Here is a 14,070-nt window from a genome sequence, read left to right as displayed (position 1 = left end):
TAAATTCCTTATTAGTGACAGTTATTGACACAAGTCCAAGGGGAGCTTGCGCTCCCGTCAGTCGCTTCGCGCTCAGCCTTCGCGCGGCCGCTCCAGACGGTCTCGCAATCAGCCTCGTCGAACACATAGGCGTTCATTTCATCAAGGCGGTCGAGGTAGCGCTGGTATTCTTCGTATTGCTCGTCGGCCATCCGTAGGTATTCGCCTTCACGCTCAAGGGCATCGAAGACATCGGTGACCCCGGTCATGATGCGCTTGGTGCCGCGCAGGAAGACTTCTTTGTTTTCGGTTTTCCATGTGCGGGTTCGGGTGGCCAGATAGGCGGCTTTGAACACCACGCCGACCACACGCGCCCCGGCAACATCGCCGTAGCGGGTGGTGCGTGGTTTGGTGCTCTGATGCTCTTCGCCGTATTCGTCGATGAGCTTTTCCATGATGTGCGGGACGTGGTAGCGGGGTTTGATGGTCTGGTCGTCACGGCGGACAAACACGCCGCCCATGGCAAGGCAGAACGCCTCCCAGTCCGATGAATCTGCGGCGCGGCGGATGTTCTCAAGTGTCATCCATTCGCCGTTATCCAGATGTTTAAACACGGTATCGTCCTCTGTGAATTCTTCCCTTATCCGGCGCAGCTCGCGCCAGACTGTGACGGACGGGCCGCCGATGAACTGGAACTGGCGGATGCCATTGACCCGGGCCCATGTGACCACGCGCTCGGCTGCGGTGATGCCGTCCAGCTCGGTGGCGATGTCATCGCCGATGTGCTGGCCGTCGATGTTCTTTGACAGGTACTTGGCGACGTAGCCGACCGCGGAGCCTTTCGACCAGTCAATCGGCTCGGCCTTGAAGCGGTACTTGCTGGCCCCGGGTTCATCTGGTGAATCGGCCATGGCAGCGTGCCTAAACAGACGTGTTACGGCGTCACAATGTTGCTGTTCCATAAAAAACAGCACATGCCAGTGCGGGCAGCCGTCAGCGTGGGGTTCGACCACGCGCAGGCCGTACACCTTGATTTCAGCCTTGTCCAAAGCCTTGCGGAAGCTCTCGAACATGTCGGTCATGTAGTTGTGGGCGTCCTGCGTGGTTGGTCGGCCCGCATCAAGCCATGCTTGGTTAACCTTGCCCTTGGAAACCGAATGAAAGCGGCTAGGGCATGTCGGTGTGTAGAACATGGCAACGTGGCCACTGGCCTTGGCGATGTTCTCGAAACCTTTCAGGCGAACGAACATTTCAGCGCGGCGTATCTCCGGGTTGGAAATGGATTTGCCTGACAGTTCATAAAGCGAGAACCAGTTATCAGAGTCATCCTCGTCGTAGGCGATGGTGTTCCTGAGCACGTCGGCATTGTCTGCATCGCGTTGTCGGCGGCGGCCCAGTGAGAAATCCGAGCAATATGCCTGACCGTATTTGTGGACTAAGGTCAGGTCGCGGGCTGCGCGTTCTATTTCAATGGCCGCATGTTTGCGTAGCGAACGACGCCACCAAAGCTCGTTGGTTGCACGGTTAATCAGGCTTTTCAGTTCGCCGTTTTCCTCAGCTTTTTTGATGAGCTCCGGACGGAATGACAAACCGTAATCGGCCAGAATGTCACAGGCACGTTTGAATGCCTTGGTGACATCCTTGATGCCCGCGACCTGGCGCATGACATAAGCTGACTTGGCCTTGGCAAAGTCACACAGTTCTTCATCCGTTGAGGTGTAGCGGAACTCCATCTTGGTCAGACGCTCATTGGCTTCTTCCAATGCTCGCATCGCATCAAGCTGACCAACTTTCTTAGCCATATTGATATAAGCCCGGGACATTACCGGACCAAAAGCGCGGTGTGGTCGCGTCAGGTTCAACACGTCCTGACACGGTGAAACGAACGACGGCTTGATATCATCTGACGCGTCAACCGAATGAATCGGTTGTGATAACGCTTGTCGTTGAAGCATTGACGACACGTAATCTGGCGTTGGTCGGGTATGGTCAACAAAGCCCGGCAGATGACTACCGTTGTTGATGTCCGGTTTGGTGTACGACGTGCACAGGGTTCGGGCTGGCAAGAAGCTCACATACTCATAGGTATCGGTTGCCAAATCGTGGACTAAGATTCGCTGCATCATGATTAGGCATCCTTACCAGAAAGGTTGATTGCGTCATGGTGACAACACAGGGCTTTGCCAGTGGCCAGCGCAGCAGACAGAGTTTTGTATTCGACGATTTCGCGGGTAATGAAGGTATGCGTTTTCTTGTAGGTCTCAGCGTAGGCAGCAGAAACAGCCACAATCTCAATTGCATTTTCAAAGAAGCGAACGCCGTCTTGAAGTTCAAAAGTAACCGCCATAGTGTGCCTCGACTAATCTCAATTCCGATTTGTCGTAAGCGTAATTCCGTAAAATCGTAAGTGCAAGTTACGAAAAAACGTATTTTTCGAGCTAGAATAAGCTCAGGAGGAATTTCATCATGTACGCAAATTATCTGTTAGACAGCTACAAACAGGCCAAAAACTATGTGCAAGACAAGCAAATTGCGCACGACTTGAATGTAACTCCGGCTAGAATTTCTGAAATGCGCAAAGGTAAGCGCTATATATCTGATAATGAAGCAGTTTTTTTAGCGGAGAGCGCAAACATAGACCCAAGAGAAGCTTTGTTAGGTTGTCACAGTGACCGCAACGATAATCCAAAGCTCAAAGAGTTGTGGGCGGACATTGCAAAAAAGCTAAATAGCCAAGGATTTCAAATGTTTGGGGTCAGTTCTTTGGTTGCTGCAAGTAGCTTTTTGGCCCTTAAGGTAGATATAATTCAGTGCGCATTATAGCGGCCTTATGTTAAATGATAACTATTGCTGATATAACGCAAACCACTGATATGCACTGTAGTTAGTATGCATTCTCTCGTAACACAAGGAATGCAAAAAGGGACACCATGTCCAAACAAATAACCAACAACTACATTTTCAGAAAATTTACCTGTGGTTTAAGCCGAATTGAGACAGCGAAACTTTGTTTTAAATCTGTGAAGACGGTCACACGTTGGGACAATGGTCAGAAGATACCGCCGGAGTGCAGGCGGCTGATGAAACTTTATAGCTGTAGTGACTTAGAGGCTGTAAATGACAAATGGAGAGGATGGAGAATCAAACAAGGAGAGTTAATTACGCCAAGTGGATGGAGCTTAACGCCAGACCGAATTGTTACCGGAAACGCCTTACTAGAAATTAATGCTGAAGATGATAGTCGGACTAAGGCGCTTATTATCAAAACCGCAAGGCAGCTCCAGAACCTACCTAAATCTACGAACAGATAACAGAAAAAGCCCCGGTGAAAAGGGGCTTTGTTGATAATGCAGTGGCTCATACTCAAACTGACAGCTTTGACTCGAAAGGTTAGGCAAAATATCAAGTTTATCCCCATCGACCTACCTGAAATCTACGGATAAAGCATCCTGAAGAAGTTTACATGACTTCTAAAGAAAATTTGGGACAGGCTGACACCACATCAATGTGTACTATGATGTATGTGAATATAGGCAGAAGTTTGATAATTCACAGGGATCTAAACAACATGGAACATAAACAACATAAAGGCCTTAAGCGACTTCCGGTAATAGATGGATGGACGCTTATCAATTCTGCAATAACAGGAGCAAGCTACCACCAATACCAAATAAAAAGTTTGCTTGATTCATTTGAGCAAAGGATCCCTATATCAAAAGATGATTGGCCGAGATTAAGCAATAATGAGACAAACTTGCTTCACTGGCATTTACGTGATTTTTTTTGGGAACTCGTTGGAGCATATGATTTGTTGCTTCAATGGTCTAATGAGCGTTTTGCTCTTGGGCATCAAGAAGATAAGATATTTTGGAACAAAATAAGAAATACAGATCATGCTGAGGTTGATAAAGAGCTATGGAATAAAGTAAAAAGCTGCTTACAACAAGCAATGAATAGTGAATGGTATTTCGAAATAAAAACCTATAGGAACTTTTCTCATAGGTCTTTCCTGAACATAACAGTTCTCACTCCGAAAAACGGAACGCCACAAATATTCCTTGAGCCAGCCCGTGAAGGTCAAAACTATGAAGATATACGGATTTCTCTTCATAACTATCTAGATAAATTTAAGTCTTTTGCTGATTGCATGCAAAAAATCGTGAATGATCATTCAAACCTCGATTAACCAATCTAAGCTACCACTGTGTGGCTTTTTGGTTACCTGAAGACACTAACAAACCTGACAGTATCGACCGCGTTGAAGGGCGTGGCGACCACAATTAACTTTCACCCCGTATTACTAGACGGGGTGGCGTTTTTCGTCCTCCAGTCTCCGACTATATACAAATCACTCAATGATTATTCGGTGCAGACCAAGGCTTAGCAGGATGGAAGGCTTTTTATTTCGCTGATACTTATGTCGATAGCTCCGCATTGATGATTCATCACAGGCAGACGCTATCTTTGCGGTGCCTTATCATCCCTTCGGGATAGGAGCAAGAGCGATTGACGTTAATTACGTCAATATTTCACGTCAATTACGTCAATTTGAAATGTGGTAATTATTGATTACAGAAGATTTGAGAAGTGACTATTTATAGTAGCATCAAGATATTTCCATAATATCTCAATTCATCAATAAAAATACATTGGAATGGCAAAGATGAGAGGTGAAATCACGCGGCGGCGCTGCGCTTGAATCCGTCCGCGTGATTTTTTTATTACCGTTTGGATGAGGTTTCAGCTGAAAGGGCGTATTTCTTCTGCTGTCTTTTTTCTATAGCAGCATCAATCTTTGTTACAAAGCACCTAAACCCAGCCGATAAGCAATCATATAAAAACAATGCTGTCAGCATTCCTACAAATGAAAGATGGTCAATTAATTCAATCAACTGGTTAAATTGCTCTGATGTCATTACCACGTTATCCATTGCATTATTCCTTATGCGGTATCTGGCTTGAGATTCATGTCTTCCGGCTCTTGAGCCGCAGGACGCTTGTAGAAGGGATTGCAGGTCACCATGATGTCGACACCATCAAAATTCAGTTTGGCTAAGCATGGCTTGATTCCTATGACTAACAAACCCACATCCTCAGGTGTAAAAACACCTTTGCCGTCAGCGTGGCTAAATGAGTAGTCATACTGCTTAAAGTCATGATTGCGATACGTCACGACAACACCGTCAATGTATACGCCCTTAAGCATTTCCTTTAAGTGAGAGTGCAGCAACGTATCAACCGTGACAGGTGTTTCAACAACCTGATGTGACTGGGTTTGACCTGGAGCATTCACAACCTCCGATGTTTGCTTATCAGCAAACAAGGAGTAATAGGCCAGACTAAACATCAACACAATAAAGACGCACAAAGCCGCGCCAATAAAGACGAACTTGGGCATTTTGAATTTGTGGGTATGGATTTCTGCCGACCAATAAACGCCATAGAATGCCTTAGCCCGACGTATCAGTTTCTTTTCACATGCCTTGGTGTCATGCCATTGGTCAGGGTCGAACGCCTTAGAATTCTGATAGCGGGTAACACGCTCACCACCAAAGGCATTATGGTAATGTACATGGCGACCTGTTAGGCGGCGTATGTTGACATCAATCAGCTTCGGGTCTTGTGTCACCAAGTGAATGTCATAGCCGTGGTGACGGTGGGTTTCGAATTTTGCGATGTGTTCCGGCACCTTAGAACCGACACCGCGGGGCGGGAAGAACTGCTGACATTCGTCTATCCATATCACCGAACGCTTGGGCAGTTGATACCATTTCCTTGCATCATCAAACCGTGTGAAGTGTAAATTGAACCGTTTAACTTGCTCAAAACACTGGTATTCCGTCCCGGCGGTGTTAGTCAGGTATTCTTCGAACAATTCAAGTTGTTTGGGGCTGTAGACCTGACGAACCCAATGCAACCAAGTCTGGAAATGGTCATGCTGGTTGTAATTCCCCTCAAGCCACGGCACATGCTCCAATGTCAGGAACTCATCATCGTCATGTACCCGACGCATGATTTTAATCAATTGCTTGCGTGCTTTGTTGTTCTTGAGGCGAGGGAAGTACCAGCCATAGAACCAGCCGGAAAACGAAGAGGCTACTTCATAATCCAGCATGAACAAGGTTACATTCGTATAGTATTGGGGACGCTCAGGGTCATAGCTATCAACCAGCTCGACGATACTGTTTAGTGACTTTGAGGCTCCCGGCTTACCCGTCCTTAGATAAATCATTACGCACTCCAATCAATGGGGTCTTTGTCACCCGGCTTGCGCCACACCATCCGGCGGAAGTTACCCATGCGGCTCATCCCTTTGAATACCAGCAAGGTAAATCCGGCAGAAAACATAATATTCATGGCATCCGGCACACCGACCAATGCAATCATGGAAACCACGTTGGCAGGCAGGCCAGACGTTGATGAAGATATTTCAGCAATTAACTTGTCGAAAATGACACTCATCCCTGAATAAGCAACGGTGCCAAACCCCAGTGAAATAGCCACACGCGATGCAATTGCACTGATTAATTGCGGCATTACTGGAATAACAGTTAAGAATAAGAAGGACAGTACCCGAGCCATTGCAATCACCTAGACAAATTTAGCAATTAATAAACCAGCCCCAACCAAAGAGAACGACACTAAAAAGAAATGGATAATGCTGGCGAGCTGACAGAGCGGGGCGTAATCAATGGTAAAGGTTGCCCCTAAAACATTGGTGGTATCAGGGGCGGGGCATGAGCCATTAATTTTCACACCGTTACCATTGCGGTATTTGTTCATCACTGACGAGGCATCAATTGCGCCCGCGTTAATATCAGAGATAGGGTTGTCAGCAATAAAGCTATTTAAAGCCCCGGCAAGCCCGTCCGGTTTCCCTTGACGCTCCAAGAAATTAATAATGTCGCAGTTCTTTTCCCATTCCCGGCGAGCCAAGTAACAGGTTTGGTCATCGCCGGCACAGTCGAAATTCTGGCATTCGCTAAAGGTCAAGAAGGAACCGCACTTGCCAGCCTTGCGGTCAGCCTCGGAACATTCGCCGTTAGGGTCGCCGCCAGTCTCACCACCAACGCTTTGCCCCGATTTGGCATCAATAGAAGCCAGCAGGTCATTGGTCTTTTTGATTTGACGCTCGATTTCACCAACCGATTTGGCAACGTTCTTATCGCCGTCACCTTCTTCACCGGGCTTTTCGGGTTCGTCCGGTTCTCCGGGCTTAGGCTTGTCAGGGTCTTCGGGGTTTTCCGGGTTATCTATTCCGCCGTTACCACCTTCACCACCAGTTCCCCCCGTATCATCACCGCCGCCGGGGTCGGGGTTAGGTTTGGGCTTTTCGTTAGGGTCAGGGTCGGGGTTCGAACCAGTTTCATCGCCGCACTGACTACCAGTAAAATACCCCTTGTAATAACACTCCTCATTGGGAGCTTCACCAGTACAAGTACCCGTAGCCCGCAATGCAACCTGACAGTTACCAGCACCACAAACAAGTGAGCCTCCTTTACCCGGAGGACCAGAAGTTACACTGCCTTCATACTGACCTGCTTTGTCGGCGCAAGAGTTTTTATTGGGTTCTGGTTCTTCGGGGTTTGGCTCTGGCTCAGGTGTGTAGTCATAACATTCGCCACTATCACCGACCGGGTATGAGCCATCGGGGCATTTCCTGCACTGTCCATTAGCATCCGGAATCTCACCCGACGGACAGTTATTCCCACCTTTAATGTCGTAATCGTAGATACCCCGGTACCTGTTGAAATAACCGGGGTCAGGACCGTCAACATAGGCATAATGCAATACAACGTAGTCGTTTGTATCTTTCCCTTTATATTGGTTAGCCAGCTTATCAATGGCCTTGTTTAACCGTTGTTGGGACTCGTCTGCTGTATTCGTCCAGCCAGTGGAACTCCAAGCAAACACATCAACAGAAAAGATAAACAGGAAGAAAAATAACCAATACCGCATAACTAATCCCTTAGCCTGCAATTAAAAAAAACGGCGGACGACATCAGTCAGCACAAATAAAACAAAAAACCAGACAATATCGGACGGAGTAATAATAGGCATGTCATAACTCCAAAAAAGGGGCGATTAAGCCCCTTCAATCAGCACCACAACGGCTTAACCAAAGATTGCACCCTTAGCCCATTTGAACACCACGGCCGTACCAGCAAGGCCAATCAATGCACCGCCAATAGACGTAATTGCCGCCGTACCATCGGTAGTAATCGCGGTAGTTGCAGCGGTTACATCAATAGCAGCCATTGAAGGAGCTGACGCCACCATAGCCGCCAACGCAGCCAAACCAATTACACTTACTTTTTTCATAGTTTCATCCTTTAAAACCAAGTTGCATTAACGCGAGTTTAATAACGAATTGAAGCGCATAAGCACTACACGCCGCACCAAATAACAAACCAACTTCCGTACCTGTTATTTGGTTTTGGATATCTGTTTCAGCTACCAGCAAATACCCGTTACAAGGCACCTCAGTAGATAAAACAAGATTATTTGTTTGCGGGTCTGTCACTACGCACATGGACATAATTCAGACCTTAGCCCCGGATGTAGGGCAATATATGTTTGTCCCAGACCCAAATCGGCAAATATTTATATTCCGACTGGATGCGGTAATAATTCGAAATAAAGTTAGAGTTCACTTTTAAAGTCCACAACAATATTGCGCGATGGGTTTTCAGGGTCTGCATCAAGAATTAATTGCAGGTTGCAAGGAAACTGAATGCTAGAGAACTGCGCGAACAACGAATTGTCATCCTTCATTGAAATGGTTTTTTCTTCCATTCCAAGTTTTTGGATATTGTTGTCATCATTCGTGAAACTTTTGGCAGGAACCAGATAATGCACCTGAGCAAAAGAGTAGGGTTTAGGCGTTCCGGTTTTCTTTGAGATACCAGAGCCTTTTGTTACCGCAGAAGCTAACACAGTTAAACTAGACATACACATTTCCTTTTGTAGTTACGCCATCGTTAGGCGTTGATAAATTTCGTCGTGATGGTTTCGCCGCTTGAGCACCATCATTTCAGAGAGCTTGATACCTTCCGATTCCTCGGTGTCACCAAACACAATCGTATTGAGGCGGTCTGGGATTTCGTGTGATTCCAGATGCCCGGTAAGTTGCTTAACAACCTGCTCAGCCGTCAGACCCAAGCAGTGACGCATGTAATTGACCAGCTTGCCGCATTGGGTTGCACCGTTCTTAACCGCGTTTTCGACACTGGTCATGTAGGTGCGCTTATGGGTCGCAATGCTGCATTGTTCTTCGTTCACAAATTCAAGGGCAGGGTATGCGCCTGCAAGATATTTGGCTGGCTCTAGCAGCACCTCAAACGGAATTGAGCGGTTTTTGTTTCTTAGTTCAAGCTCCCAGCGAACCCAATCAGGATGCTGCTTAGATTGCAGTTGTTTGCCTTTTTCATAGGTGCGCAGCAGCTTGCCAGATTCACGAGAACCGACATAAAACGATTTGCCTTTGTCCGGACAGAAGCCGTAACGCTTTTTCAGGGATTCTTCTGTCGGCTCTTTACCGCGCCAAGATTCCTTGATGTATGAGCCATGCTTGAACATATGGCCAGATTCGATATAGGAGTAAGAGCAAGGGCGACCACGGTTAACAAACAAACCTTGCTCAGCCATTTTGCGGGCGGTTTTAATGTCGTATTTGCCGTCTAGCGAATCATGCGCGATATCGACACGGGTAATTTTTGCACCTGGCAGTTCGTTAAGTGCGTCATAGACGGCCTGCATATCTAACGCTGTAGTGCCAACACCGGATATAGAAACGTAACAACCATGGTTATTGGCTCCCCATGCACATTTCCCGGCTTGCTGACCATTAACGAGAATATCGGCAGAATGCGGATAGCCGAACAAGCCACCGGAACACATGGAATACGACCACACGTTACCAAACAAACCCAGCCCGTGATTCAGGCGATTAATGAAGCGGTCAACCTCGCCACGACAAATGCAATCAAGGGTGTTCAGGCCGAAATGGTTAAACAGGTCGTGCTTAACCTCATGGAATTTATTGCGAGCCGTTGAGGTACCAACCTCAAACATGGTGGTTTTGAATTTGGCCTGAAATGCCGCAACGTAATCAATTGCCGCCATATCAACCGCCATGTTTTCGGTGACATTGTAACGCTCTTGAGCAAGCTGACCGTAAAGGGCATATTCATTGCCGCGAACCGCTTTAATCGATGCACCCATCTTAGCCAAATCAATGACTTGACCCAATTCTTCAGGTGTCCAAGTAATGGACAAATAATCAATAATCGCATTGGTCATTATCGAACACCCCAGAGTCATACAGTGATTGCCAGTTTTCGGAAGTCACTTCGAAAAGCTCATAACCAGCAGGAAAATATTCAACGCCCATCTGATGCAACTCTGTCAATGAGCGGAAGTATTCAGGCTCACCACCGATAAAGGCAAACCCGGTTCCGTCATCATTTAGCTGGTAGTAGAGTTGCTCGGTCATGATTAAGCGTCCTTAGCAACAGAAGCGCGAATCTGCATAGAATCAATAGCGGCCAATGCGTTCTCCGCTTCCTCAATGTAACGACGGTACATGCACACCTCTCCCTTAAATTTCTCAGCCTCAGCAAGGTCGCGCCGCAACATCACTAAACGCTCTCTCAACGCAAAAGAGGCATGATAAAAAGCACTATATTCATCCTTAGTAACAACAAATTCAGGAAGGGTTTGCTGGGAGTTCATTGTGATTTCAGAGATAAGGCCGCGTTGGTGGGCAGTGTGAACATCCAAACCGGAAGCTAACGCAGAATCGCAATTTTCAGCGAATTCAACACGAAAAGTTGTGCCTTGTTCCGTTTCAACGAAAAGGCCAGACAGACCAGATTCAAGCTCTGGCAAAATGTGGTGTTTGACTTCAATTCGGTCAAGAACATGAGTACCAACAGGTTTATGGTTATGAGGCGTACCTGATGAAACGACACGAGCACGCAGCTTGTCACGAGCTTCACGAAGACTGTTTGCTGGAGAAGATTTGGTAGTAGTCATGGTGCGCCTCAGTGGTTGTCAGTACAGGAATGTCTGTACCGTAGAACAGAATTTTATGGACTGCAAGACAAGTAATTTCTGTACTAAGGGGCTAAACTACCCAAAAACGGAGGGTGAATTATGTACGCAAACAAGCTGTTAGATGCTTACAAAACTTCGAAAAACTACATCCAAGACAAGCAAATTGCGGCAGACTTAGGTATCAGCAAGCAGAAAATAAGCGGAATAAGAAATGGAAGCTGCTATCTAACTGAAAATGAAGCAATTTATCTTGCTGAGCAAACAAATATTGATATTCATGAGGCTTTAATTTACTTAGCAGCTGATAAAGCAAAATCGCATAAAGCCCAGCAAGCATGGAAAGACATCACGGCAAAATTGAGTAGCCAAGGATATTGGGGCTTAGTCCTTGGTTTTACAGGATTTCTAGCCCTACATGAACCCGAGCTTGAGTGCGCATTATATAGATTATGTTAAATAAGGTATTAGAGTCACCCCAATTATGAGTCCGGTAAAACGCCCCTTATCCCTTTGATGTGTGACTACTACGCGCTCTCTCTTCGGAATACTGGACAATTTAACAGTATGCGCAATTTACCATAAAATAGGTAATTAACACCTATTTTTAAGCTCTGCTGCAAATGGTCAGTTTGCCTGGTTCTTCAAAGCTAGTTGTAATTACTTCTTTGTACTTGTTGATTGCCATGACTTAGTAGCAATCTCTTATGGTTGATAAGAAAAAGCCCGAGGGTTAACTCGGGCTCTTTTGATTAACCGCCGGCCAGTTTTACTGTGTGGCCTTTTTTCTCCAGCGCAACTTTAATGACATCGCGTTTGTCACCCTGGATTTCGATGTTGCCATCTTTAACTGAGCCACCACAGCCGCATACTTTCTTTAGTTCGGCAGCCAGCAGCTTCAGCTGCGCGTCTTCAAGATCAAGGCCTGTAACAATACAAACACCTTTGCCTTTACGACCTTTAGTCTGACGTTGAATGCGAACAACACCGTCGCCCTTAGGACGTTTTGGTGCTGCTTTCTCTTCTTTGATTCGACCTGTCTCTGTCGAGAATACTAAGCGGCTGTTATCATTCATCTGAAATAAATCTCGTCTGCTTTCTTGGATTTGTGAGCCTGATAATAAGTTATTGAATCAAGCTTGCGGATTACCCGTTCCCGAATATTATCAATAAATGGTAGCAAAACGGAAACGGTTATGATTTGTAACGTAATTTTTGATCTTGGCGCTGTATTGTTTGAGTGGAATCCTGTCCGAATTGTGCAAACATTTACCGATTCGCCAACTGAGCAAAACATTTTACTTAAAGAAGTTATCCATCACCCGGATTGGCTCTCACTGGATCGCGGCACTATGTTGCTTGCCGAAGAGATCCCGAAATTTGCAGCTCGTACCGATTTTACTGTAGCCAGAATGCAGTCTTTTATTGATCATGTGTTAGATAGCTTGCAACCAATACAAGCTACAGAAAATTTACTTTACCAGGTGCTCGACAACCACTTTTCTGCTTACTATCTCACTAATATGAGTAATGCTTTTTTTGAAACGCTTCATGATCGTAATGAGTTTTTCTCTCTGTTTGCCGGCGGCATTGTTTCTGGGCGAGAGTTTGTGATTAAGCCGGAGCCGCAGATCTATCAGCTGTTGCTGGACAGATACGATTTGCAGCCAGAACAATCCCTTTATATTGATGACAATGCTGATAATGTTAAAGCAGCTAAAACTTTAGGCTTTCATGCTGTACAGTTTGAACAAACTGATGCCTGTTTCAGCAAAATTCGTGATTTATTAAAAATTTACCAATAATTGACTTTGCTGTTCAGCGACAATTCTGCTTCATGGTATATGATTCATATTGAGCTTCTGAGTAAGCTCTTCCTGCTGGTTGGACAATGTTGAGTGCAACAGTCCATCTGGTGTCTATATTAAAAACAGACAAATAAACTCTTAGGAGCCTGTGTGTGAAAAAAATTCTGTTACCGGTATTGTTCTTGATCTGCTCAACTGGGGCAAACCTGGCGATGGCTGATAGTAATGACAGCAAACAGAAGTCAATTGTTGGTCAGGTTGAAACAATCAAAGTACATGAACTTGACCTGGATTTTAAGGCACGGATCGATACAGGTGCCAAAACAACCTCTATTCATGCTACTGATATTAAAGTCATTGGTGAAGACAGTGACAGCGATAATATGCGTGAACACCTTGGTCATATGGTTGAGTTTACAGCAACTAATGAGAATGGTGATGAAGTAAGGTATAAAGGCAAAATTATTAAAGTCAGTAAAATTCGTAATGCACAGGGCGTTGAACGCCGCTATGCAGTAAAAATGGATTTAGGCTGGAACGGTGAACACAAGACGGTGTCTGTTAACCTTCGTGACCGCAGTAAGCTGGAGTACAAACTGCTTATTGGTCGAAACTGGCTAAGTGGTGATTATCTGGTTGATGTCGACAAGAAAGACGAAGATGATTGATATCATTTTACTTACACTTCGCTATTAATTAAATTGCCCGGACTGCGTTATCACAGTCCGGGCTAGATTCTGTTTAGGCAAGATTTATTAAAACCAGTTACTACACGATACGAACACCCTTCCCTTTTTCTTTCACGTAAAACCAATCACACAAACCAAACATAATTTTATTTTTGTTTTAGTTTTTCAATTACAGCATCCAGATGTTTCTTTATTGCTGCAGGAGAACCTTTCAGCAGTCTGCCACGCAAGATGACATACCACTCGTTCGGGTTACCGCTGTCATTTACCAGCTTAAAGCCTCTGTATTCTTCAACTTTCTGGCCTGCTTGCTGAGGTTGAGCATTTAGACCTTCAAATTTCTCAGGCGGCATAAACGCTTTCATATCACACCACCAATCAATACTCTTCTTGACTAGCGTAAGCTTGTTTTCTACCGGGCGCCCATTGATGACGGTTCTCCATCCATTAGGTTCACCAGTCGTATTCTCAATATTATGCCCTCGGTGGAAGAGTCTTTTCTTCATTTTTGCTCCTCAACGATGCTGAGCTAACACTGC

The 14,070-nt window shown here is 45.8% G+C and carries 20 protein-coding genes; 6 read left to right on the top strand and 14 right to left on the bottom strand.

Going from position 1 to position 14,070, the window contains the following annotated elements:
* Positions 1 to 11: 11 nt before the first annotated feature.
* Together AACQ93_RS21260 and AACQ93_RS21255 are read right to left on the bottom strand one after the other, a co-directional pair.
* The gene (locus AACQ93_RS21260) at positions 12 to 2,105 is read right to left on the bottom strand and encodes a replication endonuclease (RefSeq protein ID WP_084419380.1); all 2,094 of its coding nucleotides are present in this window, start codon (positions 2,103 to 2,105) and stop codon (positions 12 to 14) included.
* A gap of 2 nt (positions 2,106 to 2,107) precedes the next feature.
* The gene (locus AACQ93_RS21255) at positions 2,108 to 2,326 is read right to left on the bottom strand and encodes a hypothetical protein (RefSeq protein ID WP_064608560.1); all 219 of its coding nucleotides are present in this window, start codon (positions 2,324 to 2,326) and stop codon (positions 2,108 to 2,110) included.
* Positions 2,327 to 2,445: 119 nt separating this feature from the next.
* Here AACQ93_RS21255 and AACQ93_RS21250 point away from each other — a divergent pair, with 119 nt between their 5' ends.
* From AACQ93_RS21250 to AACQ93_RS21240, 3 genes are all read left to right on the top strand, one after another.
* The gene (locus AACQ93_RS21250) at positions 2,446 to 2,802 is read left to right on the top strand and encodes a DUF3693 domain-containing protein (protein WP_064608555.1); all 357 of its coding nucleotides are present in this window, start codon (positions 2,446 to 2,448) and stop codon (positions 2,800 to 2,802) included.
* A 107-nt stretch (positions 2,803 to 2,909) separates the two neighbouring features.
* Positions 2,910 to 3,290 (top strand): DUF3653 domain-containing protein, encoded by a 381-nt coding sequence (locus tag AACQ93_RS21245; RefSeq protein WP_064608552.1) that lies wholly within the window; start codon positions 2,910 to 2,912, stop codon positions 3,288 to 3,290.
* Between the two features lie 152 nt (positions 3,291 to 3,442).
* Entirely contained in the window at positions 3,443 to 4,165 is a 723-nt protein-coding gene (locus AACQ93_RS21240) for a hypothetical protein (protein WP_064608549.1), read from the top strand.
* Positions 4,166 to 4,700: 535 nt separating this feature from the next.
* Here the strand turns inward: AACQ93_RS21240 and AACQ93_RS21235 are convergent.
* The 10 genes from AACQ93_RS21235 to AACQ93_RS21190 form a co-directional block, all read right to left on the bottom strand.
* Positions 4,701 to 4,910: a hypothetical protein gene (locus tag AACQ93_RS21235; protein WP_064608546.1), complete on the bottom strand. Its 210-nt coding sequence runs from the start codon at positions 4,908 to 4,910 to the stop codon at positions 4,701 to 4,703.
* An 11-nt stretch (positions 4,911 to 4,921) separates the two neighbouring features.
* The gene (locus tag AACQ93_RS21230; protein WP_064608543.1) at positions 4,922 to 6,211 is read right to left on the bottom strand and encodes a zonular occludens toxin domain-containing protein; all 1,290 of its coding nucleotides are present in this window, start codon (positions 6,209 to 6,211) and stop codon (positions 4,922 to 4,924) included.
* Positions 6,211 to 6,561 carry a DUF2523 domain-containing protein gene (locus AACQ93_RS21225; RefSeq protein ID WP_064608540.1) on the bottom strand — a complete coding sequence of 117 codons (351 nt, stop codon included), beginning with the start codon at positions 6,559 to 6,561 and terminating at the stop codon, positions 6,211 to 6,213. Before AACQ93_RS21225 ends, AACQ93_RS21230 begins: the two co-directional genes overlap by 1 nt.
* A gap of 9 nt (positions 6,562 to 6,570) precedes the next feature.
* A complete protein-coding gene (locus AACQ93_RS21220) occupies positions 6,571 to 7,938 on the bottom strand; it encodes a virulence factor TspB C-terminal domain-related protein (protein ID WP_064608538.1) in 1,368 nt (455 codons plus the stop codon).
* 156 nt (positions 7,939 to 8,094) lie between these two features.
* Positions 8,095 to 8,301, bottom strand: a complete 207-nt coding sequence (locus tag AACQ93_RS21215) for a major capsid protein (RefSeq protein ID WP_064608534.1) — start codon at positions 8,299 to 8,301, stop codon at positions 8,095 to 8,097.
* 4 nt (positions 8,302 to 8,305) lie between these two features.
* Positions 8,306 to 8,518 carry a hypothetical protein gene (locus AACQ93_RS21210; RefSeq protein WP_064608531.1) on the bottom strand — a complete coding sequence of 71 codons (213 nt, stop codon included), beginning with the start codon at positions 8,516 to 8,518 and terminating at the stop codon, positions 8,306 to 8,308.
* A gap of 104 nt (positions 8,519 to 8,622) precedes the next feature.
* A complete protein-coding gene (locus AACQ93_RS21205) occupies positions 8,623 to 8,931 on the bottom strand; it encodes a hypothetical protein (RefSeq protein ID WP_064608528.1) in 309 nt (102 codons plus the stop codon).
* Between the two features lie 18 nt (positions 8,932 to 8,949).
* A complete protein-coding gene (locus AACQ93_RS21200; protein WP_064608526.1) occupies positions 8,950 to 10,281 on the bottom strand; it encodes a replication initiation factor domain-containing protein in 1,332 nt (443 codons plus the stop codon).
* Positions 10,262 to 10,474, bottom strand: a complete 213-nt coding sequence (locus tag AACQ93_RS21195; RefSeq protein ID WP_064608523.1) for a hypothetical protein — start codon at positions 10,472 to 10,474, stop codon at positions 10,262 to 10,264. The genes AACQ93_RS21200 and AACQ93_RS21195 overlap by 20 nt, the downstream gene beginning before the upstream one ends.
* Before the next feature lie 2 nt (positions 10,475 to 10,476).
* Positions 10,477 to 11,016: a hypothetical protein gene (locus tag AACQ93_RS21190; protein ID WP_064608520.1), complete on the bottom strand. Its 540-nt coding sequence runs from the start codon at positions 11,014 to 11,016 to the stop codon at positions 10,477 to 10,479.
* A 120-nt stretch (positions 11,017 to 11,136) separates the two neighbouring features.
* Between AACQ93_RS21190 and AACQ93_RS21185 the strand changes: the two genes are divergently transcribed.
* A complete protein-coding gene (locus AACQ93_RS21185; RefSeq protein ID WP_064608518.1) occupies positions 11,137 to 11,493 on the top strand; it encodes a DUF3693 domain-containing protein in 357 nt (118 codons plus the stop codon).
* Positions 11,494 to 11,786: 293 nt separating this feature from the next.
* On the opposite strand, the gene yciH is transcribed toward AACQ93_RS21185, so the two are convergent.
* Positions 11,787 to 12,110: a stress response translation initiation inhibitor YciH gene (gene yciH / locus AACQ93_RS21180; protein WP_064608516.1), complete on the bottom strand. Its 324-nt coding sequence runs from the start codon at positions 12,108 to 12,110 to the stop codon at positions 11,787 to 11,789.
* A gap of 63 nt (positions 12,111 to 12,173) precedes the next feature.
* Between yciH and AACQ93_RS21175 the strand changes: the two genes are divergently transcribed.
* Both AACQ93_RS21175 and AACQ93_RS21170 read left to right on the top strand, forming a co-directional pair.
* Entirely contained in the window at positions 12,174 to 12,839 is a 666-nt protein-coding gene (locus AACQ93_RS21175) for an HAD family hydrolase (protein WP_232323376.1), read from the top strand.
* Between the two features lie 155 nt (positions 12,840 to 12,994).
* Positions 12,995 to 13,510, top strand: coding sequence for an ATP-dependent zinc protease family protein (locus AACQ93_RS21170; RefSeq protein WP_064608513.1), 516 nt, complete (start codon positions 12,995 to 12,997; stop codon positions 13,508 to 13,510).
* A 167-nt stretch (positions 13,511 to 13,677) separates the two neighbouring features.
* On the opposite strand, the gene AACQ93_RS21165 is transcribed toward AACQ93_RS21170, so the two are convergent.
* Complete coding sequence (locus tag AACQ93_RS21165) at positions 13,678 to 14,037, bottom strand: DUF3319 domain-containing protein (RefSeq protein ID WP_036799689.1); 360 nt, start codon at positions 14,035 to 14,037, stop codon at positions 13,678 to 13,680.
* Positions 14,038 to 14,070: the final 33 nt, after the last annotated feature.

This window comes from Photobacterium sp. J15 (assembly GCF_963870815.1).
GTDB classification, from domain to species: Bacteria; Pseudomonadota; Gammaproteobacteria; order Enterobacterales; family Vibrionaceae; genus Photobacterium; species Photobacterium marinum.
This window is presented reverse-complemented; position numbering and strand designations above follow the sequence as displayed.

What these genes read in the sequence shown, in the direction of transcription:
- AACQ93_RS21200 (WP_064608526.1), bottom strand. Translation starts at nt 10,281, where the DNA reads ATGACCAATGCGATTATTGATTATTTGTCCATTACTTGGACACCTGAA.
- yciH (WP_064608516.1), bottom strand. Translation starts at nt 12,110, where the DNA reads ATGAATGATAACAGCCGCTTAGTATTCTCGACAGAGACAGGTCGAATC.
- AACQ93_RS21205 (WP_064608528.1), bottom strand. Translation starts at nt 8,931, where the DNA reads ATGTCTAGTTTAACTGTGTTAGCTTCTGCGGTAACAAAAGGCTCTGGT.
- AACQ93_RS21220 (WP_064608538.1), bottom strand. Translation starts at nt 7,938, where the DNA reads ATGCGGTATTGGTTATTTTTCTTCCTGTTTATCTTTTCTGTTGATGTG.
- AACQ93_RS21255 (WP_064608560.1), bottom strand. Translation starts at nt 2,326, where the DNA reads ATGGCGGTTACTTTTGAACTTCAAGACGGCGTTCGCTTCTTTGAAAAT.
- AACQ93_RS21165 (WP_036799689.1), bottom strand. Translation starts at nt 14,037, where the DNA reads ATGAAGAAAAGACTCTTCCACCGAGGGCATAATATTGAGAATACGACT.
- AACQ93_RS21235 (WP_064608546.1), bottom strand. Translation starts at nt 4,910, where the DNA reads ATGGATAACGTGGTAATGACATCAGAGCAATTTAACCAGTTGATTGAA.
- AACQ93_RS21190 (WP_064608520.1), bottom strand. Translation starts at nt 11,016, where the DNA reads ATGACTACTACCAAATCTTCTCCAGCAAACAGTCTTCGTGAAGCTCGT.
- AACQ93_RS21210 (WP_064608531.1), bottom strand. Translation starts at nt 8,518, where the DNA reads ATGTCCATGTGCGTAGTGACAGACCCGCAAACAAATAATCTTGTTTTA.
- AACQ93_RS21215 (WP_064608534.1), bottom strand. Translation starts at nt 8,301, where the DNA reads ATGAAAAAAGTAAGTGTAATTGGTTTGGCTGCGTTGGCGGCTATGGTG.
- AACQ93_RS21185 (WP_064608518.1), top strand. Translation starts at nt 11,137, where the DNA reads ATGTACGCAAACAAGCTGTTAGATGCTTACAAAACTTCGAAAAACTAC.
- AACQ93_RS21260 (WP_084419380.1), bottom strand. Translation starts at nt 2,105, where the DNA reads ATGATGCAGCGAATCTTAGTCCACGATTTGGCAACCGATACCTATGAG.
- AACQ93_RS21225 (WP_064608540.1), bottom strand. Translation starts at nt 6,561, where the DNA reads ATGGCTCGGGTACTGTCCTTCTTATTCTTAACTGTTATTCCAGTAATG.
- AACQ93_RS21240 (WP_064608549.1), top strand. Translation starts at nt 3,443, where the DNA reads ATGACTTCTAAAGAAAATTTGGGACAGGCTGACACCACATCAATGTGT.
- AACQ93_RS21245 (WP_064608552.1), top strand. Translation starts at nt 2,910, where the DNA reads ATGTCCAAACAAATAACCAACAACTACATTTTCAGAAAATTTACCTGT.
- AACQ93_RS21230 (WP_064608543.1), bottom strand. Translation starts at nt 6,211, where the DNA reads ATGATTTATCTAAGGACGGGTAAGCCGGGAGCCTCAAAGTCACTAAAC.
- AACQ93_RS21195 (WP_064608523.1), bottom strand. Translation starts at nt 10,474, where the DNA reads ATGACCGAGCAACTCTACTACCAGCTAAATGATGACGGAACCGGGTTT.
- AACQ93_RS21250 (WP_064608555.1), top strand. Translation starts at nt 2,446, where the DNA reads ATGTACGCAAATTATCTGTTAGACAGCTACAAACAGGCCAAAAACTAT.